21 protein-coding genes, 1 tRNA gene and 4 pseudogenes are annotated in these 23,840 nt (G+C 68.9%); 10 read left to right on the forward strand and 16 right to left on the reverse strand.

The window, feature by feature from the left end; all coding sequences use genetic code 11:
* Positions 1 to 3: 3 nt before the first annotated feature.
* From FHX68_RS00485 to der, 3 genes are read left to right on the forward strand one after another with little or no spacing between them, the layout of a single operon-like run.
* The gene (locus FHX68_RS00485) at positions 4 to 1,125 is read left to right on the forward strand and encodes a prephenate dehydrogenase (RefSeq protein WP_141380919.1); all 1,122 of its coding nucleotides are present in this window, start codon (positions 4 to 6) and stop codon (positions 1,123 to 1,125) included.
* The gene (gene cmk / locus FHX68_RS00490; protein ID WP_141380920.1) at positions 1,122 to 1,814 is read left to right on the forward strand and encodes a (d)CMP kinase; all 693 of its coding nucleotides are present in this window, start codon (positions 1,122 to 1,124) and stop codon (positions 1,812 to 1,814) included. Before FHX68_RS00485 ends, cmk begins: the two co-directional genes overlap by 4 nt.
* Positions 1,804 to 3,327 (forward strand): ribosome biogenesis GTPase Der, encoded by a 1,524-nt coding sequence (gene der, locus FHX68_RS00495; RefSeq protein ID WP_141380921.1) that lies wholly within the window; start codon positions 1,804 to 1,806, stop codon positions 3,325 to 3,327. Before cmk ends, der begins: the two co-directional genes overlap by 11 nt.
* A gap of 190 nt (positions 3,328 to 3,517) precedes the next feature.
* Here the strand turns inward: der and FHX68_RS00500 are convergent, their stop codons facing one another.
* Together FHX68_RS00500 and FHX68_RS00505 are read right to left on the reverse strand one after the other, a co-directional pair.
* Positions 3,518 to 4,258 carry an anaerobic ribonucleoside-triphosphate reductase activating protein gene (locus FHX68_RS00500; RefSeq protein ID WP_141380922.1) on the reverse strand — a complete coding sequence of 247 codons (741 nt, stop codon included), beginning with the start codon at positions 4,256 to 4,258 and terminating at the stop codon, positions 3,518 to 3,520.
* Positions 4,228 to 6,192 (reverse strand): ribonucleoside triphosphate reductase, encoded by a 1,965-nt coding sequence (locus FHX68_RS00505; RefSeq protein ID WP_373288714.1) that lies wholly within the window; start codon positions 6,190 to 6,192, stop codon positions 4,228 to 4,230. The genes FHX68_RS00500 and FHX68_RS00505 overlap by 31 nt, the downstream gene beginning before the upstream one ends.
* Before the next feature lie 97 nt (positions 6,193 to 6,289).
* Here FHX68_RS00505 and FHX68_RS00510 point away from each other — a divergent pair, with 97 nt between their 5' ends.
* A complete protein-coding gene (locus tag FHX68_RS00510; RefSeq protein ID WP_141380923.1) occupies positions 6,290 to 7,192 on the forward strand; it encodes an NUDIX hydrolase in 903 nt (300 codons plus the stop codon).
* 50 nt (positions 7,193 to 7,242) lie between these two features.
* Complete coding sequence (locus tag FHX68_RS00515; RefSeq protein WP_244926821.1) at positions 7,243 to 7,620, forward strand: ribosomal maturation YjgA family protein; 378 nt, start codon at positions 7,243 to 7,245, stop codon at positions 7,618 to 7,620.
* Here the strand turns inward: FHX68_RS00515 and FHX68_RS00520 are convergent.
* From FHX68_RS00520 to FHX68_RS00535, 4 genes are all read right to left on the reverse strand, one after another.
* On the reverse strand, positions 7,583 to 8,419 hold the full coding sequence (locus tag FHX68_RS00520; protein WP_229661573.1) for a lysoplasmalogenase family protein: 837 nt from the start codon (positions 8,417 to 8,419) through the stop codon (positions 7,583 to 7,585). The two genes, FHX68_RS00515 and FHX68_RS00520, sit on opposite strands and share 38 nt — an antisense overlap.
* A 74-nt stretch (positions 8,420 to 8,493) precedes the next feature.
* A complete protein-coding gene (locus FHX68_RS00525) occupies positions 8,494 to 8,856 on the reverse strand; it encodes an RNA-binding S4 domain-containing protein (RefSeq protein ID WP_141380924.1) in 363 nt (120 codons plus the stop codon).
* Between the two features lie 28 nt (positions 8,857 to 8,884).
* Positions 8,885 to 9,280: a tautomerase family protein gene (locus tag FHX68_RS00530; RefSeq protein WP_141380925.1), complete on the reverse strand. Its 396-nt coding sequence runs from the start codon at positions 9,278 to 9,280 to the stop codon at positions 8,885 to 8,887.
* Between the two features lie 15 nt (positions 9,281 to 9,295).
* On the reverse strand, positions 9,296 to 9,874 hold the full coding sequence (locus tag FHX68_RS00535; RefSeq protein WP_141380926.1) for a GNAT family N-acetyltransferase: 579 nt from the start codon (positions 9,872 to 9,874) through the stop codon (positions 9,296 to 9,298).
* Between the two features lie 183 nt (positions 9,875 to 10,057).
* Between FHX68_RS00535 and FHX68_RS00540 the strand changes: the two genes are divergently transcribed.
* A tRNA-Pro gene (locus FHX68_RS00540) sits at positions 10,058 to 10,131 on the forward strand.
* A gap of 191 nt (positions 10,132 to 10,322) precedes the next feature.
* Here FHX68_RS00540 and FHX68_RS00545 read toward each other — a convergent pair.
* The 4 genes and pseudogenes from FHX68_RS00545 to FHX68_RS00560 form a co-directional block, all read right to left on the reverse strand.
* Positions 10,323 to 11,171: a tyrosine-type recombinase/integrase gene (locus FHX68_RS00545; protein ID WP_229661572.1), complete on the reverse strand. Its 849-nt coding sequence runs from the start codon at positions 11,169 to 11,171 to the stop codon at positions 10,323 to 10,325.
* A 23-nt stretch (positions 11,172 to 11,194) separates the two neighbouring features.
* Positions 11,195 to 11,473, reverse strand: a pseudogene (locus FHX68_RS00550) (integrase core domain-containing protein); the annotation flags it as partial.
* A 34-nt stretch (positions 11,474 to 11,507) separates the two neighbouring features.
* A protein-coding gene (locus FHX68_RS00555; protein WP_425325853.1) for an IS3 family transposase occupies positions 11,508 to 12,706 on the reverse strand; the annotation gives its coding sequence in 2 pieces (ribosomal slippage) (positions 11,508 to 12,434 and positions 12,437 to 12,706; 1,197 coding nt in all).
* A gap of 170 nt (positions 12,707 to 12,876) precedes the next feature.
* Positions 12,877 to 14,400, reverse strand: a complete 1,524-nt coding sequence (locus FHX68_RS00560) for an ATP-binding protein (protein WP_141381579.1) — start codon at positions 14,398 to 14,400, stop codon at positions 12,877 to 12,879.
* 88 nt (positions 14,401 to 14,488) lie between these two features.
* Here FHX68_RS00560 and FHX68_RS00565 point away from each other — a divergent pair, with 88 nt between their 5' ends.
* The 3 genes from FHX68_RS00565 to FHX68_RS00575 are packed head-to-tail and all read left to right on the forward strand — an operon-like array spanning position 14,489 to position 16,229.
* Positions 14,489 to 14,836: a GntR family transcriptional regulator gene (locus FHX68_RS00565; RefSeq protein ID WP_141381578.1), complete on the forward strand. Its 348-nt coding sequence runs from the start codon at positions 14,489 to 14,491 to the stop codon at positions 14,834 to 14,836.
* Entirely contained in the window at positions 14,833 to 15,837 is a 1,005-nt protein-coding gene (locus FHX68_RS00570; protein ID WP_141381577.1) for a hypothetical protein, read from the forward strand. The genes FHX68_RS00565 and FHX68_RS00570 overlap by 4 nt, the downstream gene beginning before the upstream one ends.
* The gene (locus FHX68_RS00575) at positions 15,834 to 16,229 is read left to right on the forward strand and encodes an SdpI family protein (protein WP_141381576.1); all 396 of its coding nucleotides are present in this window, start codon (positions 15,834 to 15,836) and stop codon (positions 16,227 to 16,229) included. Before FHX68_RS00570 ends, FHX68_RS00575 begins: the two co-directional genes overlap by 4 nt.
* Positions 16,230 to 16,244: 15 nt before the next feature.
* Here the strand turns inward: FHX68_RS00575 and FHX68_RS00580 are convergent.
* Positions 16,245 to 16,505: pseudogene (locus FHX68_RS00580) on the reverse strand (SCO6880 family protein); the annotation flags it as partial.
* Here FHX68_RS00580 and FHX68_RS00585 point away from each other — a divergent pair.
* Positions 16,506 to 17,210: an ATP-binding protein gene (locus FHX68_RS00585; RefSeq protein ID WP_141381575.1), complete on the forward strand. Its 705-nt coding sequence runs from the start codon at positions 16,506 to 16,508 to the stop codon at positions 17,208 to 17,210.
* Positions 17,211 to 17,481: 271 nt separating this feature from the next.
* Here the strand turns inward: FHX68_RS00585 and FHX68_RS00590 are convergent, their stop codons facing one another.
* The 5 genes and pseudogenes from FHX68_RS00590 to FHX68_RS00610 all read right to left on the reverse strand — a co-directional run.
* Positions 17,482 to 18,861, reverse strand: a complete 1,380-nt coding sequence (locus FHX68_RS00590) for a transposase (RefSeq protein ID WP_141381635.1) — start codon at positions 18,859 to 18,861, stop codon at positions 17,482 to 17,484.
* Between the two features lie 98 nt (positions 18,862 to 18,959).
* Positions 18,960 to 20,477 carry an IS1634 family transposase gene (locus FHX68_RS00595; RefSeq protein ID WP_141381636.1) on the reverse strand — a complete coding sequence of 506 codons (1,518 nt, stop codon included), beginning with the start codon at positions 20,475 to 20,477 and terminating at the stop codon, positions 18,960 to 18,962.
* A gap of 353 nt (positions 20,478 to 20,830) precedes the next feature.
* Positions 20,831 to 21,745 (reverse strand): annotated as a pseudogene (locus FHX68_RS00600) (ISL3 family transposase); the annotation flags it as partial.
* 15 nt (positions 21,746 to 21,760) lie between these two features.
* Complete coding sequence (locus FHX68_RS00605; protein WP_141381636.1) at positions 21,761 to 23,278, reverse strand: IS1634 family transposase; 1,518 nt, start codon at positions 23,276 to 23,278, stop codon at positions 21,761 to 21,763.
* A gap of 115 nt (positions 23,279 to 23,393) precedes the next feature.
* A pseudogene (locus tag FHX68_RS00610) lies at positions 23,394 to 23,792 on the reverse strand (transposase family protein); the annotation flags it as partial.
* Positions 23,793 to 23,840: the final 48 nt, after the last annotated feature.

A 23,840-nucleotide genomic window follows, 5' to 3' on the forward strand; every position in this document is an offset into this window, starting at 1 on the left:
ACTGTGACCGACTCGATCACGACGGGTGCCGGCGTGCGCGCCGCGCGCACTTCGGGGACCGTGCGCGTCGTCGGGGCGGGCCTGCTCGGCGCGAGCATCGGCCACGCCCTGCGCGGGCTCGATGTCGACGTCGCGCTCGCCGACGCGTCTCCCGCGCAGCTGCGCCTCGCCGTCGACTACGGCGCCGGCCGCCCGGCCGACGACGGCGACGACCCCGCGCTCATCGTCGTGGCGGTGCCGCCCGACGTCGTCGCCGACGTGGTCGAGCGCGAGCTGCGCGCCCACCCGCGGGCCGTCGTCACCGACGTCGCGAGCGTCAAGCTCGAGCCGCTGCACGCGCTGCGCGAGCGCGGCGTCGACCTCACCCACTACATCGGCTCCCACCCGCTCGCCGGGCGCGAGCGGGGCGGCGCGATCTCGGCGCGCGCCGACATCTTCGTCGGCCGCCCGTGGGTCGTCTGCCGCGACGGCGAGACGCCGGCCGCCGACCTCGCCGTCGTCGAGGGGCTCGCCCTCGACCTCGGCGCGACGCCCCTCGAGATGACGCCGGAGGAGCACGACCGCGCCGTCGCGCTCGTCTCGCACGTGCCGCAGCTGGTGGCATCCCTGCTCGCCGGCCGCTTCGTCGACGCCGCCGACGGCTCGCTGCGCCTCGCCGGCCAGGGCGTGCGCGACACGACCCGGATCGCCGCCTCGGCGCCCGAGCTCTGGGTCCAGATCCTCGGCGCCAACGCCGAGCCGGTCGTGGACGTGCTCGACGCCCTCGCCGACGACCTCCGGGGCGTCGCCGAGGCCCTGCGCCACCCCGAAGCCCCCGGCGCCCGCCGCGCGGTCGCCGACACGATCCGCCGCGGCAACGACGGCGTCGAGCGACTGCCCGGCAAGCACGGCCAGAACCGCCGCTTCGAGTCGCTCGTCGTCATGGTCGACGACACCCCCGGCCAGCTCGGGCGCCTCTTCGGCGAGCTCGGCGAGCTCGGCGTCAACGTCGAGGACCTGCGCCTCGAGCACTCGCCCGGCGCGCAGTTCGGCCTCGCGGAGATCAGCGTCGTCCCGGGCGCCGTCCGTCACGCCGAAGAGGGCCTCGCCGCCCGCGGCTGGAAGATCGCGAGCCTCCCCTCATGACCCTCACCATCGCCATCGACGGGCCCGCCGGCTCGGGCAAGTCCAGCGTCTCGAAAGAGGCCGCGCGGCGCCTGAGCTACGGCTACCTCGACACCGGCGCCGCCTATCGGGCCCTCGCCTGGCACACGCTCGCGCGCGGGGCGGACACCGCGGACGAGGCCGCCGTCATCGACGCGGCATCCGACTTCCCCTACGCCATCTCGCTCGACGCCGACGATTACTGGGTGCGGGTGGGCGACACCGACGTGACCTCCGCGATCCGCGAGCTGCGCGTCTCCGCCGCCGTCAGCGGCGTCGCCCGGGTCGCCGCCGTGCGGGAGCGGGTCAACGACCTGTTCCGCACGCTCGTCGCGGCATCCGCCCTTCCCGGCGTCATCGTCGAGGGGCGCGACATCACGACCGTCGTCGCGCCCGACGCGCCGGTGCGGATCCTCCTCACCGCCGCGCCGGAGGTGCGCGCCGCCCGGCGCAGCGCCGAACTCACCGACGAGGATGCCGCGGCCGTCGCCACGGCCCTCCACCGCCGAGACGCCGCCGACAGCCAGGTCGTCGACTTTCTCACCGCCGCCGATGGCGTGAGCGTCATCGACTCGACCGACCTCGATTTCGCACAGACCGTGGAGGCCGTCCTGCGGGTCGCCGCCGCGGGCGGTGCCGCACCCACCCAGGAGAACCACGATGGCCGCTGACGACGAGTACGAAGGCGGCCCCGACCGCCTCGAAGAGAAGATGGCGGACCTCGACGAGGAGCTCGCCGAATCGCGCGCCGAGGCGCTGCGCGCGTCGCTGGCCGACTACGACCTCGACGACGAAGACGCCGACCTGCTCGCCGGGCTCACCGCCGGCGGCGAGGTCGTCGAGCTGCTGCCGGCGCTGCCGGTGGTCGCGATCGTCGGGCGGCCGAACGTCGGCAAGTCGGCGCTCGTGAACCGCATCCTCGGCCGCCGCGAGGCCGTCGTCGAGGACACCCCGGGTGTCACGCGTGACCGCGTGACGTACAAGGCCGAGTGGATGGACCGCCGCTTCACCCTCGTCGACACGGGCGGGTGGGAGCCGGATGCCAAGGGCATCGACCGCTCCGTCGCCGCGCAGGCCGAGGTCGCGATCGACCTCTCCGACGTGGTGCTGTTCGTCGTCGACGCGATGGTCGGCGCGACGGCGACCGACGAGGCCGTCGTGCGGCTGCTGCGCACCACGAAGAAGCCCGTCTTCCTCGTCGCGAACAAGATCGACGACGCTCGGCAGGAGCCGGAGGCCGCGGCCCTGTGGAACCTCGGTCTCGGTGAGCCCCACCCCGTCTCGGCGATCCACGGGCGCGGCGTCGCCGACCTCCTCGACGAGGTCATGAAGGTGCTGCCCGACGTCTCCGCCGTCGCGAAGGCGGAGCTCGGCGGCCCGCGCCGGGTCGCGATCCTCGGGCGCCCGAACGTCGGCAAGTCGTCGCTGCTGAACAAGGCGGCCGGCGAGGAGCGCGTCGTCGTCAACGAGCTCGCCGGCACCACCCGCGACCCGGTCGACGAGATCGTGGAGCTCGGCGGCAAGCTGTGGCGCTTCGTCGACACTGCCGGCATCCGTCGCCGTGTGCATCTGCAGCAGGGCGCCGACTTCTACGCGTCGCTGCGCACCTCGGCGGCGCTCGAGAAGGCCGAAGTCGCCGTCGTCGTGCTGGATGTCTCGCAGTCGATCAGCGTGCAGGATCTCAACATCATCGACCTCGTGCTCGAGTCGGGGCGTGCGCTCGTGCTGGCGTTCAACAAGTGGGACCGCCTGAACGACGACGACATGGAGAACGCCGACCGCCGCCGCTACCTCGAGCGTGAGATCGAGCAGGATCTCGCGCACGTGCAGTGGGCGCCGCGCGTCAACATCTCGGCGCGCACGGGCCGGCACCTTGACAAGCTCGTGCCCGCGCTCGAGACGGCGCTCGCCTCATGGGATCAGCGGATCCCGACGGGCAAGTTCAACGCGTTCCTCTCCGAGCTCGTCGCCGAGCACCCGCACCCGCTGCGGGGCGGCAAGCAGCCCCGCATCCTGTTCGGCACGCAGGCCTCGACCCGCCCGCCGACATTCGTGCTGTTCACCACCGGGTTCCTCGACCCCGGCTACCGCCGGTTCATCCAGCGGCGCCTGCGCGAGGTCTTCGGCTTCGAGGGCACGCCCATCGTCACGAACATGCGCGTGCGCGAGCGCCGCCAGCGCTGACCCGCCCGGCGGGCGGTGCGGTGCGGTGCCGCGGGCGCGTCCGTACCCCGCGCTCGCGGTTCATAACGTCGGAGATTCGGCGCGTGACAGGCTCCTGACGAGCCAGAACGCCGCTCGGACGCGAAATCTCCGACGTTGTGAACGGGCGCCCCCGGGCACCCCGGCCCGCGAGGCGGCCCGGCGGCCCCGCTCAGCGCACGACGAGGCTCGCGAAGCGGTCGGTCGGCAGGTCCGCGAGAGTGAGCGCGGATGCCTCGGCATCCATCGGCTCGATCCGGGGGAGCGGGCTGCGCGCTCCCGTCTCGCGGAACCGCTGCACCGCCCAGCAGTCGACGCCCGCGTCCGCCAGGCGACAGCCGAGCTCGCGCAGCCCGCTGTCGTCGATCGCGGCGGGGTGCACGGTCGTGCGCACCTCGAGGTCGAGCGGGCGGTCGGATCCGGCCCGCAGCAGCCGGTTGCCGAGCACGAGCTCGAGCGACCGCCACGCGTTCTCGGCGCTGTGCGGGCGGCCCGTGACGGCGTCGTACCCGCCCGGGAGCGCCTTGATGTCGAGCCCGACCCAGTCGACGTGCGGGAGCGCCTGCGCGAGAAGACCCGGATAGGCGCCCCCGGTGTGCAGCCCGACGCGGAAGCCGAGCGAGCGCACGATGTCCATCGCGGGCAGCAGGGCGCGCTGCAGCGTCGGCTCTCCGCCGGAGAACACGACCCCGTCGAGCAGCCCGATCCGGTCGCAGAGCAGGTCGAGCACGTCGCTCCATGAGTACGCGCCCTCGGCTCGCGGGTCGATGAGCGCCGGGTTGTGGCAGTAGAAGCAGTTCCACGGGCATCCCTGCAGGAACACCGTCGCGGTCAGCATGTCGGGCCAGTCGACCGTTGAGAACGGCGTCACGCCGGCGATGTTCAGCTCACTGGCTGCGGTGACCCGTGCCATGGTGCCTCCTCGCGGACCGAATCACCCGAATCTGTCGAGTCTCCCGAGACCGACGAGTCACCCGGATCGCCGGGTGTCGCGGTGGAGAAGTAGGTCCGCTCCTGAGCTTCCCCCTTCTTGCCGATGTTGAAGCTCTCGATGGGCCGGAAGTAACCCATCACGCGCGTCCACACTTCGCAGGCGGCACCGCAGTCGGGGCACTGCTCGTGGTGGCCCGAGCGGTAACCGTGGGCCGGGCAGATCGAGAACGTCGGCGTGACAGTGATGTAGGGCAGCCGGAAGCGCGACAGCGAACGGCGCACGAGTTCGCGGCACGCCTCCGCGCTCGGCATCGCCTCGCCCATGTAGAGGTGCAGCACGGTGCCGCCGGTGTACTTCTGCTGCAGCGGCTCCTGCAGCGCCATCGCGAGGAACGGGTCGGCGGTGTACCCGACCGGCAGCTGCGACGAGTTCGTGTAGTAGGGGTTGTCGTCGGTGCCCGCGTGACGGATGCCGGGGAGGCGTGCGATGTCCTCCTTCGCGAACCGGTAGGTCGTCCCCTCGGCGGGGGTCGCCTCGAGGTTGAACAGGTGGCCGGTCTCCTCCTGGAACTCCACCATGCGCGCCCGCACGTGGTCGAGCAGCCGCGCGGCGAGGGCCATGCCCGCTTCGGTCGTGATGTCGTCGGCGCCGCGGGTGAGGTTCCGCACATACTCGTTGATGCCGTTGACGCCGATCGTGGAGAAGTGGTTGTCGATCGTGCCGAGGTAGCGCTGCGTGTAGGGGAACAGACCGCCGTCGAGGTGGCGGGCGATCGTGGCGCGCTTGGCGACGAGGCTGTCGCGGGCGATCTCGAGCAGTTCGTCGAGGCGCGCGAGCGCGGCATCCTCATCGGCGGAGTGCACGAAGCCGATGCGCGCGCAGTTGATCGTCACGACGCCGATCGAGCCGGTTTGCTCCGCCGAACCGAAGAGGCCGTTGCCGCGCTTCAGCAGCTCGGTGAGATCGAGCTGCAGGCGGCAGCACATCGAGCGGATCATGTGCGGGTCGAGGTCGGAGTTGACGAAGTTCTGGAAGTACGGGAGGCCGTACTTCGCCGTCATGGCGAACAGGGCGTCGGTGTGCGGACCGTGCCAGTCGAAGTCCTTGGTGATGTTGTAGGTGGGGATCGGGAAGGTGAACGCGCGCCCGTCCTGGTCGCCCTCGGTGAGCACGTCGATGAACGCGCGGTTGATGAGCGCCATCTCGTCGGCGAGGTCGCCGTAGGTGAACGGCTGCACCTCGCCGCCAATGAGGGGACGCTGGTCGGCGAGGTCGTCGGGGCACACCCAGTCGAAGGTGAGGTTCGTGAAGGGGGTCTGCGTGCCCCAGCGGGAGGGCACGTTGAGATTGAAGACGAACTCCTGCATCGCCTGCCGCACCTGGGGGTAGGTGAGGGCGTCGAGCCGCACGAACGGCGCGAGGTAGGTGTCGAACGAGGAGAACGCCTGCGCGCCCGCCCACTCGTTCTGCAGCGTGCCGAGGAAGTTCACGAGCTGGCCGAGGGCGCTCGAGAAGTGCTTCGGCGGTGCGGAGGCGATCTTGCCGGGCACGCCGTTGAACCCCTGCTCGAGCACCATGCGCAGCGACCAGCCGGCGCAGTAGCCCGCGAACACGTCGAGGTCGTGGATGTGCAGGTCGCCTTCGCGGTGCGCGGTGCCGGCTTCGGGGGCGTAGACCTCGTCGAGCCAGTAGTTGGCGATGAGCTTGCCCGCGGCGTTGAGGATCATCCCGCCGAGGGAGTAGCCCTGGTTCGCATTGGCGTTGACGCGCCAGTCGGCGCGGGCGAGGTATTCGTCGATCGTCTCGGCGACCGAGACGGTGCGGGGGGATGCCATGGTGTGCTGCTCTCTGTGTCGTGCGGGTGGTCGGGTGAGTCGGGTGGTAACACGCTCTTTGGTATGACCACACCATATCTTGTGGTCTGACACCGAATTCGGAGCAGATGTGGTGTGTCGCGTACATCTCGGTCATCTGCGCGCCGCCGGCGCACGAGTGTGACAGGCTGATACGGTGACGATCGTGCCGCCCGCCCCGGGGGAGCCGCGCCGCCCCGAGGGGCCGCGCGATCCCGGCGACGCATGGGTCGTGACCGACGACGGGGCCCGGTACTGGGGGCGGTTCGGCGCAGCGGGGCTGCTCGCGGTCGACCCGCGACGCGGGGTGCTGCTGCAGCATCGCGTCGCCTGGAGTCATCACGGCGACACGTGGGGCCTTCCCGGCGGCGCGCGTCACGAGGGGGAATCGGCCTGCGATGGGGCGCTGCGGGAGTCGGCCGAGGAGGCCGGCGTGCCCGGTGACGCGGTGCGCCCACGACTGATCAGCGTGTACGACATCGGGGGGTGGTCGTACTCGACCCTCGTCGCCGACGTCACGACGCCCTTCGAGCCGGTGATCAGCGACCCCGAGAGTCGCGAGCTGGCCTGGGTTCCGGTCGACGAGGTGGAGTCGTACCTGCTGCATCCGGGGTTCGCCGCCTCGTGGCCGCGGCTGCGCGGTCTGCTGCCGGTGCGGCCCGCGCTCGTCGTCGACGCCGCGAACGTCGTCGGCTCGGTGCCCGACGGCTGGTGGCGCGACCGGGCCGGCGCCACTGCGAAGCTGCGCGACGCGCTCGCCGCCCTCGCCGAGCGCGGGGTGGATGCCTCGGCGCTCGATCTGCCCGAGAGCACCTGGTTTCCCGAGCTCGTGCTCGTCGTCGAGGGGAAGGCGCGCGCGCTCGCCGACGATCCCGCCGGCGCCGTGCGCGTGGTGCGCGCGGACGCCGCCGGAGATGACGCGATCGTCGCGGCGGCGCAGGACCTGCGAGCGGAGGGCCGCTCGGTCATCGCCGTGACGAGCGACCGCGAGCTCTCCGAGCGGCTCGAGCGCAGCGAGGCATCCGTTCGGCCCGTCTCGTGGCTGCGCGGTCAGCTCTGACGCGTCGCGCCGCGACCCGGCGCCGTGTCGTCGCGGTGCTCGGAGCGTGCGTGATCGTCGTTGCCGGGCTCGTCGTGCACGGACTGCCGGGCGCGTCGGCCCTCTCCGATATCGCGGGCGACGCGCTGTACACGGCTCTGGTCTACCTCGGCGTGGTCGCGGTGTGGCCACGCTGGTCACCTGCGGTCGCCGGTGCGGTGGCGGCGGGCTGGTGCGTCGCCGTCGAGCTGTTCCAGCTGACGGGGCTGCCGGCGCGGTGGGGAGAAGCCTGGTCGCCTGCCGCGCTCGTGTTCGGCTCGGCGTTCGACGCGCGCGACCTCGTCGTCTACGTGGCGACGGCCGCGCTTGTGGCCGGAGCGGACGCCGCGGGGGCGTCGGTGGCATCCGCGCTCACGCGGCGCCGGAGGTCTCCCGCGGCGCGTCGGTGATCGCGTTGCTGTCAGCGAGGGCGTGGGGGCGTCGGGCGCGGAGCAGGGCCACCGTGCCCGCGGCGAGCAGCCCCTGGCCGAGGCCGTAGGTCGACATCACCGCGACATCTCCGATGACGGCGTCGGCCCCGGGGAGGAACAGCCGCAGTGCGAGCAGGGTATCGGAGGCGAGGAAGAGAAGGCCCCCGAGCGCGGTCGCGCGCGAGCCGAGTGCTGCCGCGGCGGCGGTGCCAGCGAGGACGAGCCCGTATGCGGCGACACCGACTGCGAGGGCGCCGAGGTGGGGCCAGAGGAGGACGATCATCACGATCCACCAGACCGCGTAGACGAGGGTCCATCGCGGGAGACGCCGCCTGGCCGGCGCGGCATCCCCGGCGCCGGTGTCGCCGGCGCGGCGCGGGCGCGTGTCGCGGAGTCCGCGGGTGAAGAGGGCGATGTAGAGCAGGTGGGCGACGCCGAAGCAGATCAGCATGGGCGGGAGTTCTGCCCCGAAGAACGGGAAGAACAGGCCCGCGCCGTCGCCGAGCCACGAGAACGCGAGCGCGAGCAGCAGGAGGGCGGCCGCGCGCCGGGCTCTCCGGATGGTCGGGGCGGTCCGCGCATCCGAGGTGGGGGCGAGTGCGGGAACGACCGCGAGCGCGAGCGCGGGCATGATCGCGAGCTTGGTGGGGGAGACGAGCGATGCGGGGCCGACCATCAGCGTCACGAGATGCGCGGCGAGGACGACGAGATAGAGGCCGAATCCCCACCAGTGCGCGCGTGCGCGGCGAGGCTCGGATGGGGCAGAGGGTGAGGACACGGGCGCTCCTTTGCGCGGGGACAGCGGGTGGTGCTCAGGCTCGGAAGGCGGGTGCGGGTGGGGATGCCGGTGGGTCAGTCGCGCCCGCGCAGGTGGTCGATCTCGCGGCGCTCGCGCTTGGTGGGTCGGCCGGCGCCGCGATCGCGAACGGCGGTGAGGGCGACGGGTTCGCGCGCGGGCGTGCGGTCTTCGGCGGCGAGGACGGCGAGGGGTGCGCCGACGCGTTTGGTCAGCAGCTGGCGGACGACCAGGATGCGGTCGAATCCGGAGATGCGCACGCGCAGCTCGTCGCCGATGCGCACGGGTTGGGAGGCTTTCGCCTTGTCGCCGCCGACGCGAACGTGGCCGGCTCGGCAGGCGGTCGTGGCGGCGGAGCGAGTCTTGTAGACGCGCACGGCCCACAACCAGGCATCCACCCGCACCGATCCGTCGCTCACGCTGTCGATTCTCGCATCGCCGGGCGGGTCACACCTCGACGGCGAACCCGAGGTCGGCGTCGGCGGCGGGGACGCCGGCGGTCGTGCCCCAGTTCTCGAGCGGGATCTCGCGCAGGATCACACTCACGTGGCCGCGCGGGATGCCCGCGACGGCGAGCCGGACGGCGATCTCGGCGTAGAGGCGACGCTTGGCGTCGAGCGAACGACCGGCGAAGCAGTCGATCGTGACGAGCGTGTAGCTCTCGGGGGGCGCGAGCCCATCGGGCGGGTCGAAGCGCTCGGGAGCGTGCGCGATCAGGCGTACGCCGCGATCTTCGCGGGGGATGCGGAAGGCGGCGACGAGCGCTTCGTGCACGGCGTCGAGGATCTGGCGCGCACTGTCAGCGGCGTAGCTGCGGCGGACTTCGACGAGAGTCTTCGGCATGGACAGCCTCCGGGGTCAGGCGAGGGAGAGCGAGACGATCGGGCGGCTGCGGGTCGGGCGGGCGACTTCGGTGAAACCGGCGTCGACGAAGGTCGACAGGGCGCCGTGGTAGAGGTCGTTCGCGGATGCCTTGGCCACAGCGGTGTCGACCGGGTAGCCCTCGACGACGCGGGCGTCGTGGGCGCGGGCATGGTCGACGGCGGCGTCGAGGAGGCGGGCCGCGATGCCGTTGCCGCGGTGCTCGCGGCGCACCACGAAGCACGTGATCGCCCAGACCGAGGGGTCGTCGAAGGGTTCGGGGGACTGCTGGAAGTTGCGCGTGCGCGCCAGGCGCGGCTGGTCGGGGCGCGGTGAGACCTTCACCCAGCCCGCGGCCTCGTCGTCGACGTAGGCGAGGAGCGCGGAGGCGACGGGCGCGGCGAGATCGCCGCGCAGGAGCTCGCGCCGCTCGTCGCGGGTGGCGGCGCTGAAGTCTTTGGCTCGCAGCATCCACCACTGGCACCAGCACGAGGCGCCGTCGCCCGCGCCGGTGAGCGCGTGCTCGACGTCATCGAAGCGATCGGCAGATGCCGCGGCAATGCGGATCTCAGTCAAGCGCCGACCCTACCGGCCGCCACCCACACGCACCACGCGTCGGTTCGCGAGGGGCATCGGGACAGGCTACGATAGGGGAGTTGTCCGCGTGCGGACGACGGACCGGGATGTGGCGCAGCTTGGTAGCGCACTTGACTGGGGGTCAAGTGCGGTGGCGGCTGGTTCAGCCTAAAAAGTGAACAACGGGATGTGGCGCAGCTTGGTAGCGCACCTGACTGGGGGTCAGGGGGTCGCAGGTTCAAATCCTGTCATCCCGACAGGAAAGCCCAGGTGAGAGCATGTTTCTCGCCTGGGCTTCGTCGTTTCAGTGGTCCTCTTCGGAGGGGTTTATGAAAGCGTCCGCCGGGCGTTGTTGGTGCCTGTCGAGGTGCTCCAACTGAGGCCGTTGTGACGAGCCGGGACCTGGCCGGGACCTGGAGCCCGATTTTGCCTCGATCCGCGACCGTTTTCATCGCCCGGGAGCCGCTGTCCGACGCGTCTTGGCAGGAGGCTCGCGGGTGGGGTTTTCCTGTCCGTCGAGGAACGCGTTCGCGCGGGCCGCGGCGTCGGTGAGGTGTCGGGTGTCGGGGTGCAGGTAGCCGCGGCTCGTCTCGATGGACTTGTGTCCGAGGATGCCTTGGAGGACATGGAGGGGGATGCCGGCGTCGGCGAGCCAGGTGGCTCCGGTATGACGAAGCCCGTGCCGAGTGAGGCTCGCCAGTTCAAGATCGGTGACGAGCTGATCCCATTTCGTCGCGTCCCTGACGGAGGCGGTAGTGAGCACGCCGCCGCGGGGTCCGGTCAGCAGCCGGTCCTCGGGCTCGCGGTCGGCGGTGAGGCGCTCGAGCACGGGGGTGAGCGCTTGCAGGATCGGAACGCGCCGGATGTCTCGTCCCTTGGTTTGTTTGGTGACGAGGCCGCCTGCGCCTGGGTAGGTTTGGCGGCGGATCGTGACGATCCGTTGGTCCCAGTCGATGTCGCCGACTTGAAGCCCTGAGATTTCGGAGCCGCGGGCGGCGAGGAGCGCGCAGAGCATCACGAAGTCGGAGTAGCTCTGATGCACCTCCCCACACCGATCCGCCAGCGCCGTGAGGGTCGCGAGGTCTTTGAGCGCGTGGACGCGCGGTGACTGGTCGTTTTCTTTCAGGTTGAGGGCTGATTTCCCGAGGGAGCGTCGGGACCGGTTGCGGGCGGGGTTGCTGGGCAGGAGGTCATCGCGGACGGCTTCGTCGAGGACGCGGACGAGGGGCGCGATGGTGTTCTTGATGGTCGACGCGGAGTGCTGTGTTTCCCACTGGTCGATGGTGCGATCGATCATCCCGGCCGTGATCTGCGACAGCGCTAGGTGTACTTCCCCGTGAGGTTGTGAACGCGGGCTGAGGGGGTCTGGCCGCCGATCCCGGTGTGGGGTCTGTGGTGATTGTAGTGATGCAGCCAGGTCTCGTATGCCGCGGCTCGCTCTGCTTCGCTGGCGTAGGGCTTGGCGTAGGCCCATTCGGCGGCGAGGGTGCGGTTGAAGCGTTCGACCTTCCCGTTGGTCTGCGGCCGATACGGCTTTGTCCACTTGTGCTTCACACCGTCGCCGAGCGCGTCCGCGAACGCGTGTGACCGGTAGCACGCGCGGGAATGCTGAGCCTTTGGTTGACTCGTTTCCTTATCCCGCCAGGCAGGCGGGGTGTTTCATGATGGTCTCGAACTCGATGGGCGTCAACTTCCCGAGTCTTCGTTGACGGCGGCATCGGTGGTAGCGTGCCTCGATCCAGTACACGATCGCGAGGCGAAGCTCGTCACGGGTGGTCCACTGCTGCTGGTTGAGGACGTTCTTCTGCAGCAGACTGAACCAGTTCTCCATGGCCGCGTTGTCCGCGCACGCGCCGACTCTGCCCATCGATCCGCGCAGCCCGAAGTGTCGAAGGGCACGCCGGAATCTACGGCTTCGAAATTGACTGCCTCTATCGGAATGCACCGTCACCCCGGCTGGCTTACCGCGCCGGTGGAATGCGTCGGTGAGCGCGTCAACGGCCAGTCGGGCCTTCATCCGGTCGCTGATCGAGTAGCCCACGATCCGGTTGCTGAACACGTCCTTGACCGCGCACAAGTACACCTTGCCCTCACCGGTTCGGTGTTCGGTGATGTCGGTGAGCCACAACTCGTTGGGCCGGTCGGCGGTGAAGTCACGTCTGACATGGTCGTCGTGCACGGCAGGACCCGGCCGGCGATGCTTCCGAGAGCCCTTGCGGCGGTGCGCGGCCGAGAACATGCCCTCCTGCGAGCACACCCGCCACACGCGACGCTCAGACACCTGCCAGCCGTCGTCGACGAGTTCGTCGGAGATGAGCCGGTACCCCTGACAACGGTCCTCATCCCACACGTCCCGGGCAGCGTTGATCAGATGCGCCTCGTCCCAGTCGCGATCGCTGACCGGATTGGCCAGCCACTGGTAGTACGCCTGCTTGGAGAAGCCGAGGACCCTGCACGCCACCGCGACCGACACCCTCACGGGGGCGCCGGCCGCAGCCAGTTCACGGACGAGCGGGAACACTATTTTGGGGACGCAGCACCGATCCGAAGGTTCGCTTGCGAAAGATACGCCGCGGCCTTCCGGAGGATCTCGTTCTCCATCTCCAACTCGCGGATCCGCTTGAGCATCTTCGCCTGCTCACGCTGCCCGTCCCGATCGCTCGACGCCGCCGGCGCGATCCCGCGGCCGGCCAGCTCGACGTTACGCACCCACGCCTGCAACGCCGACTTCGAGATCCCCATATCCGCGCAGACCTGCTTCTGCGACATTCCCTGCGTGAGCACCAGAGCGACCGCGTCGCGCTTGAACTCCTCCGAAAACTTCACCGGCATGACTTCATCCTTCCCGCCCCGATCCTTCAAATCAAAGCAGTCCCAGAGTCAACCAAAGCTTCAGCATTCCCACCCGTTATCGAGGGCCATCATGTTCCGCATCAGATCCTCGCCCGACAAGCCGCCAGAACCACCCGACCCCTGGTGCTCGGGGGTGGGTCCGTCTACGCTCAAGACAGGTCTCCGGATCGTTCAGGATTCGTGAACCTGCGGGGATTCTGAGTCATCCGCTGGGTCGTATCGAAGGCCCTCAACTCGTCAGGGTGCAACTGATGCTGGACGACGTATGACGATTCTTTGATCCGCCACAACCCCTGCCCGGTCCCCAAGGACGGGAGGAGCTTCTGTTCGGTGCCGGTGAGGCCGAGGGTCTTCCCGGTGGTGCCGATCTGGTCGGATTCTTGCCGGTAGATGATCCGCGACTCCGCGTTGGCGAGGAGGCTGTTGGCGAGGGAGCGCATGGCGGAGCCGTGGTCGCCGACGTTGTCGAGGTCGGTGAGCTTGTGGAAGATGAGCAGGTTCGCGATCCCGTAATGCCGGGCGAGCCGCCAGTGCGCGTCCATCCACTTCAGCAACGCCGTGTGCGACATGAGCCGCCACGCCTCGTCGTAGACCACCCACCGTTGCCCGCCGTTAGGGTCCAGCAGGGCGGACTCCATCCACGCTGAGGAGCAGGTCATCAGCACGGAGATGAGGGTGGAGTTTTCGACGACACGGGACAGGTCGAGGGTGATCATGGGCAACGTCGGATCGAAGGTCACCGTAGAGGGTCCGTCGAAGAGTCCTTGGAGGTCGCCGGAGACGAGACGGCGCAGGGCGTGGCCGACCATGCGCCCGTCTTCGGCAAGGCGGTCGTCATCTGTGGGGTCGGGAGTGAGGATGCGGTCAACGACCATCGGCAGGATCGGCACATCGTTACTCGCGACCACAGCCTGGAGCGCGATATCGATGACCGTGTGCTCCAACGGCGACAACGATCGCTCCAACACCGTCTCGGCAAGGGCACCGATTAGGTCACGGCGACGAGACGCAATCGTGGACGCCCACTCCGCGTCAGAGAGACCGCCGGGCCGGTAGCCCTCATCAAGCGGGTTCAAGCGGTTGCGCAGCCCGTGGCCGAGGACGATCGCTTTCCCGCCCACCGTCTCCGCAACCGCCGTGTGCTCACCCTTTGGATCGCCGGGGACGTACACGCGACGCCCGAACGGGATGCTGCGGGTGTAGAGCGACTTGGCGAGGGACGACTTCCCACTGCCGACGATGCCGGCGAGGACGAGGTTGGGGGCGGTGATGATGCCGCGCTGGTAGAGCACCCACGGGTCGTAGACGAAGGATCCGCCGGAGTACATGTCCTGCCCTACGAACACGCCCTGGGAGCCGAGGCCGCCTTCGGCGAGGAACGGGTACGCGCCCTGCAACGCAGCCGAGGTGTCCTGATGCGACGGCACCCGAAACCCCCGATACGACCGCAGCGCCGCAGCCCCAGGCTCGCCACCCTTAGGGAGGTAGCTCGTCGACCGTGCTTCTACCCGTTCCGCGGCGAGCTTCGCTTTCTCCGCGGCGCGTTGCTCGGCGTGCTCGCGGGCGATGACTTGCCGGGCGGCACGTTCACGGGTCTTGCGGTTCTTGCGGCCGGTGCCGTCTTCGACGAGGACGGTGGAGTAGAGCTTCTTCGTGTCTGAGGATCGCGTCACGGGGTTTCCTCTCTTGGGTTCACCAACGAGGTACGAGGCGCGCCTGTTCGCACTATGCCGAGCCTATTGTTCTAGTAGGATTACGAACATGTTGTTTCGGGTGGATGGGGCGTCGACGGTGTCGTTGGCGGAGCAGATCGCGGTGCAGGTGCGGGCGGGGATCGTCAGTGGTGGTCTCGCCCCTGGTGAGCGGCTCCCGCCGGCGAGGGATCTCGCGCTAGCGTTGCAGGTGAATATGCACACGGTTCTGCGCGCTTATGGGCAGTTGCGTGACGAGGGTGTGATCGAGATGCGGCAAGGGCGCGGCGCGTGGGTGCGTGAGGATGCCGGACCGAGGCTGGTGCGGGTGACCGAGCTTGCCGCGCAGTTGGTTGCCGAGGCGCGAAAGCTCGGCCTGTCCTCGCAGGACATCACCCGACTGGTGGAGAGAGCATGAACGACACCGCCACGAGACTGAACAGAACACGACTCCTCTTGGCGGGGGTCGCACTGGTGCTTCCCCCAGTGGTGATCGCGCTCACGTTCATGATCTGGCGCGACGGCCTGCCTGACCGGATCGCCTCGCACTGGTCCGATCTCGGCGCGGCCGATGACAGCCTCCCCACCATCGGGGTGTTCCTCACCGCGCTGGTCGGGTCGGGTATCGCTGCGCTCGTGGGTCTCGTGGTGATGGCCTTGCCACGAGTGGATGCGCGCACCGCACGCGGGACCGTGTTCTGGGTCGGGATGGTGCAGGGCATCGCTGCGGCGATCTGGGTCATCCCCGCCTGGTTGACCGTCCAAGCAGGCACCGCAGACGGGGCCGTGCTGGGGCCGTGGATCCTCGCCCTGGTCGCCTGTGCCCTCTACGGGGTGGTGCCGTATGCGATCTTCCCCCGCCCTGCGCTCCCGGACGTGAGCACCCCGGAGCCGCTGAATCTCGCGCCGACGGAGACCGGGGCGTGGACCCGCACCGTCACCGCGAACATCTTCGTCTGGGTCACCGTTTTTGTCATCGCGCTGACGGCCGTGATCTACATTCCGGCCACCCTCAGCGGGGGCCTCGATGAAAGCCTCGGTGCTGCATCGTTCGGCCTTGTCGTGATGCTGATCGCGCTGGTGGCTGTCGCGTCATTCATTCGCTTGCGGGTGACGGTCGACTGGCGGGGCCTGCGCGTCGTGTCGCTGCTGTTCGGCATCCCGCTCAAACGGATCCCGCTGGAACGGGTCCGTGCGGTCGAGAGCACCGAGCTCCGCCCCGGCGAGTGGGGCGGCTGGGGGTATCGGATCATGCCCGGCCGCTCTGCTTTGATCCTGCGGTCCGGTCCCGGCATGATCGTCACCACCGTCGACGACAAGCAGTTCGCCATCACGCTCGACGACCCCGACACTCCAGCCGCGCTCCTCAGCGGCCTCACACACCATGAACAGCCCGACATGTCGGAAGGAACCCGATGACCGAACAGACCGTCCCTTCTCTGATCAGCGTCGGCATCGCCGCCATCATCGGCCTTCTGATCCTGTGGTGGGGTGCTGCCTGCAAACGTGGCACCTTCCCGAAGAACCATATTCTCGGGGTCCGCACACCCACCACGTTGCGCAGTAACGAAGCTTGGGTCACCGCGCACCGAGCCGGAGCGCCACAACTGTTGATCGCCGGTTGGGGCATCATCACAGCCGCACTGGTCGCAACAGTGTTCACGCTCATCCTGAACCCCGTACCCGCGGTGCCACTCGTGTTCACTCTCGCATTCGTGTGGGCACTTGGCTGGATCATCAGCAGCAGTGGGACCGCCGCACGTGCAGCCAGATCTTTCCGCGGCAACCACGACCAGACCCCGACGAACTGACCCGCACACCAGGCTTCAGATACCTCGGCACAGAGGTAACGCTGCCGCGACGAACGCCTGAGCCTGCTGCCCGACCAACCTGCGCGTCTCGCAGGAAGCTTGGATCCGCGCCTGCTCGATCGCCGACACCGCAGCCTCCAGCTCATCGGCGGTCGGCGCGGAGACGGCAAGGAGCCCGGTGTAGCGGAGCACGCCGTGGCCGCTCGTGAGGTCGGCCTCCTGCTGCAGCACGTCCTGGTATTCGGCGGACTGTTGGGCGTCTTCGATCTGCGGGAGATGGGCATCTCCGCCCTGGTCGACGCGATCGACATCCAAGACGATGCCCTCACGATGGGGATGGTGTTCGAAGAGCGCATCAAGCTCGCCGTCGACGACGCCCACGCCGCGTTCACCCACGCGAAAGTCGAGGGCCTCATCCGGCGGGCGGGGCTCCGATACCCGAACGCGGACCTGCGCAGGGTCGACCTGCTCGAACAACGCGGCCTCGACCGGGGTGTGATCGCGCAGCTCGGGACCTGCCAGTTCATCAGCAGGCAGCAAAACGTGGTGTTCCAAGGGTTCACCGGATCCGGGAAGAGCTACCTCGGATCGGCGCTGGCGAAACAGGCCTGTCAGCACCGCTACCGAGCGCACTACATCCGCATGCCCGACCTCGAAGAGACCTGGGCCGCCGCGAAAGACAAGCCCGCCGGCAGGGAGAAGTGGCTGCGGAAATACAGCACGTTCACGCTCCTCGTGATCGATGAATGGCTGCTCGACCCACCCGCCGACGACGTTCGATCCATGCTGCTCGAGCTCCTCGAACGCCGATACGACGCGACCTCGACGGTGTTCTGCACCCAGTACGCGAAGAAGGACTGGCACCAGCGCCTCGGCTCCGGGGTCCACGCCGACGCGATCATGGACCGCATCGTCCACAACACCCTCTGGATCGAGACCGGCGACGTCAACATGCGCGAACAGACCGCCGCGTCCAGCTGAGTCGGCGCCGGTGAGCGTCGCGCCCGCGGGGGTGGCGCTCACCGGCAATACCCCTGGCCCCGAGAGCAAATATCGGCTGGCCCCGAACCGCAATAATCAGTGGCCCTCAAGAGGCTGTCGCGTGAATGTGTGGCGGGGTGGTGTGGTCAGTGGGGCGTCGGTCCCGACGCTCGAGCGGGCGGCGGTCTCGATGGGCCGATGAGCGTCGTGCGCGCTGGTTGAGGACGCGTGTTGGACGCGGTCAGCTCGTTGGCTCCGCCGCGTTGGCCGGTCAGATCGCAGTGATCGGGGCGGCGGCTGTGGCGAGCAGGTGGCGGTGGAGCTTGCGGAGGTTGTGGGTCGCGGCGATGAGCTTCCACTCGGCTGCCGCGGCGTGGAAGCCGCGGCGGGTGAAAGAGCGGATTCCTCTGCCGGTCTTGATCTGACCGAAGACAGGCTCGATGATCCACTTGCGTTTGTCGTAGTGGACCCGTCCGGCCTTGCGGGACACCTTCCGGTCCATCTTGTCCATCAGCGTCGCGCCCGCGGGCAGGCGTCCGCGGGATCCGACGCGGGGCTTCCCGTGACGCATGTTGCGTGCGGCGAGGTAGTAGTCCGGCCCGTCGTCGGGCAGGCCGGCGAGGACGGCTTCGGTGCAGTATCCGGCGTCGCCGAGCACGACCCCGATGGGCTCGGTGACACCGGCTGCGTCTAGCTCTCGGTCAGCGGCGGCGATCATCGGGGTGAGCTGGGCGGTGTCGCCGGTGTCCTGGGTGACATCGCACGCGATGATGATCTGCGACTCGGTCGCGACCGCTTGCGCGTTGTAGCCCTGCACCCACCCGTTGCGGATCGGCATCATCCGTGACTCTGGGTCGGTCGTGTTCACTTTCGGCGGGTTCGTCTTCGGTGCCTTCTCCGCCGGGTGCTTGGGTTTGCGTCCCCGCAGCTTCTTCCCCGCCGCCTGCTCCTTCGCCGCGCGCTCGGCGAGGTGTGCGTCGTACTCGGCTTGGCGGGCCGCGTCGACCGCGTCAAGTCGCGCTTTCGCTGCCGCGAGCGGGGCGCGGCGGCTGGTGCGGTCGCGGAGATCGGCGGGGACCTCGTCACCGCGCACCCCCGCCCCGAACACCTCATCCTCGCCGGCGTCGGCAGCCTCGGCGGCGGCGATCGGTTCCTCGACCTGCTTCATGATCGCCTCACGCGTCCTGTTCGCATCCAGCGACGCGGACACGGAGATCTTCGTCCCATCGACCGCGATCGTGCCGACCTTGACCAGCCCCGCCTCGGCGCACATCGCCAGCACCTGCGTGAACAGACCCGCCAACGCGTCCGCATGGGTCGCGCGGAACCTCGCGATCGTGGTGTGATCGGGGACCAAGTTGCCAGCGATGACACGGAACGCGACATCGACCTGGCAGGCAGCCTCGATCTTGCGGGACGACACCACCCCGGTGCAGTACGCATACAGCAGCAGCCCGGCCATCATCGACGGGTCATGTGCCGCGCCGCCGCGACCATCCGCCCGATACGCCTTCACGAACTCCGACAGATCCAGCTCCGCAACCGCGTCCAGCACGAACCACGCCAGATGATCCGGTGGCAGCCAGTCCGTCAGCGACGGCGGCAACAAGAACGGCTGATCACGATCAACACCAACGAAGTTGTACCCCACAACCCCGATTATCCCAGGTCAAGACACGAAACTGAGGCACCCAATCATGCGACACGCCCCGGATTCATGCAACAGCCTCTGACCTGGATCGTGTCAGTTTAGTGCCCCACGCCCGGCCGGAGTGCGGCGATGATGTCGGCGGCTTCCCCCGTTGGCGGGGTGGTCGCGGTGAGTTCGTGTCCGTCGATGGTGATCGTGACGTCACGCAGCGGGCGCAGCGCGCGGACGATACGGCGGACCGTCACGCCGGTGGTCTTGTAGAGGTGCCGGCTGATCGCGAGAGCGCAGAACACGACGGTGAGGTGCGCGTGGATCGAGTCCGCGGTCGACGCGAACATCGGCCTCGCCCGCAGGTCGGTCTTTGCCATCCGGAACGTCGCCTCGACCTGGAACAGGTCATGGTAGGCCGCCACGATCTCTGCAGCGGAAGCCGTCGCGGTGCTGAGGTTGGTGACGTACCCCTTGAGGCCGATGTATTCGCGGGCCTTCTCGACTCTTGCCCAGTTCACGCCGGGCCCCGTGCCGAGGGTGACGAACCGGTCCTTCTTCGCCGGGCGGGTGCCGGCAGCGATCTGCTCGGCGCGTTCGATCTGCTTGTTCAACGTGATGTTGTCGCGGATCTTCCGCTTGTGGGAGTACTGCCACACCACTCGCCGCTCCCGCGCGTTCACACCCGCACCCATGGTTCGGGTGGTCTCGACCGTCTCCCCATCGGTGACGATGTTCCCGACGGTCGCGTAGTGCTCGGCGAGATCGTATGGCGCGGAGGAGGTGCGGGAGCCGACGATGAAACCGAACCCGGCGTCCTCCAGCCGGTTCAGGTTCGCTGCGGACAGCATGCCGGCGTCCGCGACGACCACGACCTCGGTCGCGGAGTGACGTTCGCGGAACTGGTCGAGGACGGGCAGCAGGGTGAGGGTCTCGCCCCTGTTGCCCGCGAACTCGTGGACTTCGAGGGGGAACCCGCCCTGGTCCACGAGGAGGCCGACGAGGATCTGCGGGTCGACGCGGCGCTCTTTGCTCATCCCGACCTTGCGGAGCTTGTCTTCACGCTCCGCCTCGAAGTAGAGGGTGGTGACGTCGTAGAGCACGACGGTGAGCGGGCCAGATCGGGTCGCATGCGCGTAGGCTGCGGCGGCGATCTTCGACCGCCAGTCCTGCTCAACGCTGCGGGCGAGGGTCCGCCACACGGTCGACAGCGACGGCGCACCCGGGACACCGAGCTCGTCCCACACCCGCAGCGTGTCCGCCTTGCTGGTCGGCTCGACGACGCGGGCCAGGACCAGCTTCATGAATGTGTCGTTGCCGACCGCGTCGAACCCGAGACGGGCGTAGGCGTCCTCGAGGACATCCCACAACAACCTGGACCTCGACCCGGTCACCGTCGGCGCGGTCGTGGCCGGCGGCGTCGCGCCCAGCCCGTCCAGATCGAACGGGACATGCCCGGCCAGCTCCGCGATCCGCTCCCGCGCGATCGCGACCAGCACCGCGAGCTGCTCATCGTCGTGCGCGGAGCCGAGGTGCTCCACGATCGTCCGCACACCACGGGTCTTCGACGCGATCTGCACCGCCGTCGCACCCGACGCGGTGCGCACCTTCCGCACGAACCACCCCACCGAGCGAGTCTAGATCGACGCCGTTAGTGCCCCGCACGAGGCACCAGCACCCCCGGAAAATCAAGCCTCAACGATCCTCAACCCGCGAAATCACCCGACGGTGACACGATCCAGGTCTGAGGGCCGCTGATATTGGGGTTGGGGGCCACCCTGCCGTCGACGCGATCGTGTCGTTGAGGGCCATCGAGTATTGGGGTTCGGGGCCGCTTTCTTAGGCTCCTTCTGCCGTGTGGCTGATCACGCGGCAGAAGGAGTGATTCGGATGGTACGCAAGATCAAGGCGAAGCTCGTGCTTCGGTTGCGCTCGGAGGGGCTCACGGGTCGGCAGATCGCCGCGCAGGGTATGTGGCTCTTCACGATTGAGGGTGTAGCGCGGGTCTGAATCCTCCGGCTTCGAGCAGCGACCGGGCGATGTAGTGGGTGAGGTTGCGGAAGCCGAGCGCTGAGCCGCGGAGGTGTTCGAGCCGCCCGTTGATCGCCTCCGTCGGCCCGTTGGACGTGCCGGGGCGGTCGAAGAACGCGAGGATGTCGACGGCACGCTGTGTCATGGTGCGACCGAGTTTGCGGATCTCGACCAGCGCCGCGGGGACCCCTGTGGTGATCGCATCGATCACGGACTGCATCATCTCCTTGGCCTTCTTCTTGTCGGGCTCCCGGTAGGCGGCGACGATGCGCTGGTAGATGCCCCAAGTCGCTTCGACCTCGACGTGCTCCTCACTCGCGAACACCGCGTCCAGTCGAACGCGCTGCCGGTCGGTGAGCAGGTCCGCGCCGGTGTGCAGGGTGCGGCGGGCCTTGTAGAGCGGGTCGTTCTTCATCCCGCGGCGCCCGAACAGGTCTTGCTGGACGCGCCTGCGGCACTGGTCCAACGCGTCGCCGGCGAGGCGGACGACGTGGAAGGGATCCATGACCGGGACGGCGTCGGGGAGTTCTTCGGCGGCGGCGGTCTTGAAGCCTGCGAACCCGTCCATCGCGACGACTTCGATCTGCTTGCTCCACTCGGTCGGCCGCGCCGCGAGCCACTGCTTGAACACCGCCTTCGAGCGTCCCTCGATCATGTCCAGCAGTCGTGCGGGACCCGTCTTCTCACGGGCTGGGGTGAGGTCGATGATCACGGTCACGTACTTGTCGCCGACCCTGGTGTGACGCCAGACGTGCTCGTCAACGCCGATCGTGGTCACCCCATCGAACCGGGCAGGGTCCTCGATGAGTCGGCGCTTGCCCTCGGCGAGCACCGCGGTGTTCGCGGCGCTCCAGGACACCCCGACCTGGATCGTGTCAGTTTAGTGCCCCACGCCCGGCCGGAGTGCGGCGATGATGTCGGCGGCTTCCCCCGTTGGCGGGGTGGTCGCGGTGAGTTCGTGTCCGTCGATGGTGATCGTGACGTCACGCAGCGGGCGCAGCGCGCGGACGATACGGCGGACCGTCACGCCGGTGGTCTTGTAGAGGTGCCGGCTGATCGCGAGAGCGCAGAACACGACGGTGAGGTGCGCGTGGATCGAGTCCGCGGTCGACGCGAACATCGGCCTCGCCCGCAGGTCGGTCTTTGCCATCCGGAACGTCGCCTCGACCTGGAACAGGTCATGGTAGGCCGCCACGATCTCTGCAGCGGAAGCCGTCGCGGTGCTGAGGTTGGTGACGTACCCCTTGAGGCCGATGTATTCGCGGGCCTTCTCGACTCTTGCCCAGTTCACGCCGGGCCCCGTGCCGAGGGTGACGAACCGGTCCTTCTTCGCCGGGCGGGTGCCGGCAGCGATCTGCTCGGCGCGTTCGATCTGCTTGTTCAACGTGATGTTGTCGCGGATCTTCCGCTTGTGGGAGTACTGCCACACCACTCGCCGCTCCCGCGCGTTCACACCCGCACCCATGGTTCGGGTGGTCTCGACCGTCTCCCCATCGGTGACGATGTTCCCGACGGTCGCGTAGTGCTCGGCGAGATCGTATGGCGCGGAGGAGGTGCGGGAGCCGACGATGAAACCGAACCCGGCGTCCTCCAGCCGGTTCAGGTTCGCTGCGGACAGCATGCCGGCGTCCGCGACGACCACGACCTCGGTCGCGGAGTGACGTTCGCGGAACTGGTCGAGGACGGGCAGCAGGGTGAGGGTCTCGCCCCTGTTGCCCGCGAACTCGTGGACTTCGAGGGGGAACCCGCCCTGGTCCACGAGGAGGCCGACGAGGATCTGCGGGTCGACGCGGCGCTCTTTGCTCATCCCGACCTTGCGGAGCTTGTCTTCACGCTCCGCCTCGAAGTAGAGGGTGGTGACGTCGTAGAGCACGACGGTGAGCGGGCCAGATCGGGTCGCATGCGCGTAGGCTGCGGCGGCGATCTTCGACCGCCAGTCCTGCTCAACGCTGCGGGCGAGGGTCCGCCACACGGTCGACAGCGACGGCGCACCCGGGACACCGAGCTCGTCCCACACCCGCAGCGTGTCCGCCTTGCTGGTCGGCTCGACGACGCGGGCCAGGACCAGCTTCATGAATGTGTCGTTGCCGACCGCGTCGAACCCGAGACGGGCGTAGGCGTCCTCGAGGACATCCCACAACAACCTGGACCTCGACCCGGTCACCGTCGGCGCGGTCGTGGCCGGCGGCGTCGCGCCCAGCCCGTCCAGATCGAACGGGACATGCCCGGCCAGCTCCGCGATCCGCTCCCGCGCGATCGCGACCAGCACCGCGAGCTGCTCATCGTCGTGCGCGGAGCCGAGGTGCTCCACGATCGTCCGCACACCACGGGTCTTCGACGCGATCTGCACCGCCGTCGCACCCGACGCGGTGCGCACCTTCCGCACGAACCACCCCACCGAGCGAGTCTAGATCGACGCCATTAGTGCCCCGCACGAGGCACCAACACCCCCGGAAAATCAAGCCTCAACGATCCTCAACCCGCGAAATCACCCGACGGTGACACGATCCAGGCCCGAGGCCCGCGGCGACACGGGTCACGGTGAGGTGGTCGATGACGACGCCCCGCAACGCCCACTCCACGCCGAGGCGGGAGATCTTCGCCCGCGGCGCCGCCGCGTTCGTCATGTCCTGCCGCCACGCCCGTCGGCAGTGCGCGCACCGGTACCGGCGCACCTGCACCAGCAGCGTCGTCGGCCGATGCCCGAACGGCTCATGCGCGAGCCGACGCGTCACTGTGTCTCTCGGCACGCCCTCCGACCCGCACCTCCGGCACCACGGGTCCGTCTCGACTGGCCGGCACTCGATCGTCGCCCGATCCGGCTCGATCAACTGGCCCACGGCGACGAGCCCGAGCTCATCGAGGCGGCAGAACGTCGTCAGGTCAGGGGTCGCGAACGTAGGGTGGAGCACGTCGAGGTCTTTCGGCGATGGTGAGCGTGAAGAACTTCCATCATCCGG

This window comes from Microbacterium lacticum (assembly GCF_006716815.1).
Lineage (GTDB): Bacteria > Actinomycetota > Actinomycetes > Actinomycetales > Microbacteriaceae > Microbacterium > Microbacterium lacticum.

What these genes read in the sequence shown, in the direction of transcription:
- cmk (WP_141380920.1), top strand. Translation starts at nt 1,122, where the DNA reads ATGACCCTCACCATCGCCATCGACGGGCCCGCCGGCTCGGGCAAGTCC.
- der (WP_141380921.1), top strand. Translation starts at nt 1,804, where the DNA reads ATGGCCGCTGACGACGAGTACGAAGGCGGCCCCGACCGCCTCGAAGAG.
- FHX68_RS00500 (WP_141380922.1), bottom strand. Translation starts at nt 4,258, where the DNA reads ATGGCACGGGTCACCGCAGCCAGTGAGCTGAACATCGCCGGCGTGACG.
- FHX68_RS00530 (WP_141380925.1), bottom strand. Translation starts at nt 9,280, where the DNA reads ATGCCGAAGACTCTCGTCGAAGTCCGCCGCAGCTACGCCGCTGACAGT.
- FHX68_RS00545 (WP_229661572.1), bottom strand. Translation starts at nt 11,171, where the DNA reads ATGATCGATCGCACCATCGACCAGTGGGAAACACAGCACTCCGCGTCG.
- FHX68_RS00565 (WP_141381578.1), top strand. Translation starts at nt 14,489, where the DNA reads ATGTTGTTTCGGGTGGATGGGGCGTCGACGGTGTCGTTGGCGGAGCAG.
- FHX68_RS00570 (WP_141381577.1), top strand. Translation starts at nt 14,833, where the DNA reads ATGAACGACACCGCCACGAGACTGAACAGAACACGACTCCTCTTGGCG.
- FHX68_RS00575 (WP_141381576.1), top strand. Translation starts at nt 15,834, where the DNA reads ATGACCGAACAGACCGTCCCTTCTCTGATCAGCGTCGGCATCGCCGCC.
- FHX68_RS00585 (WP_141381575.1), top strand. Translation starts at nt 16,506, where the DNA reads ATGGGCATCTCCGCCCTGGTCGACGCGATCGACATCCAAGACGATGCC.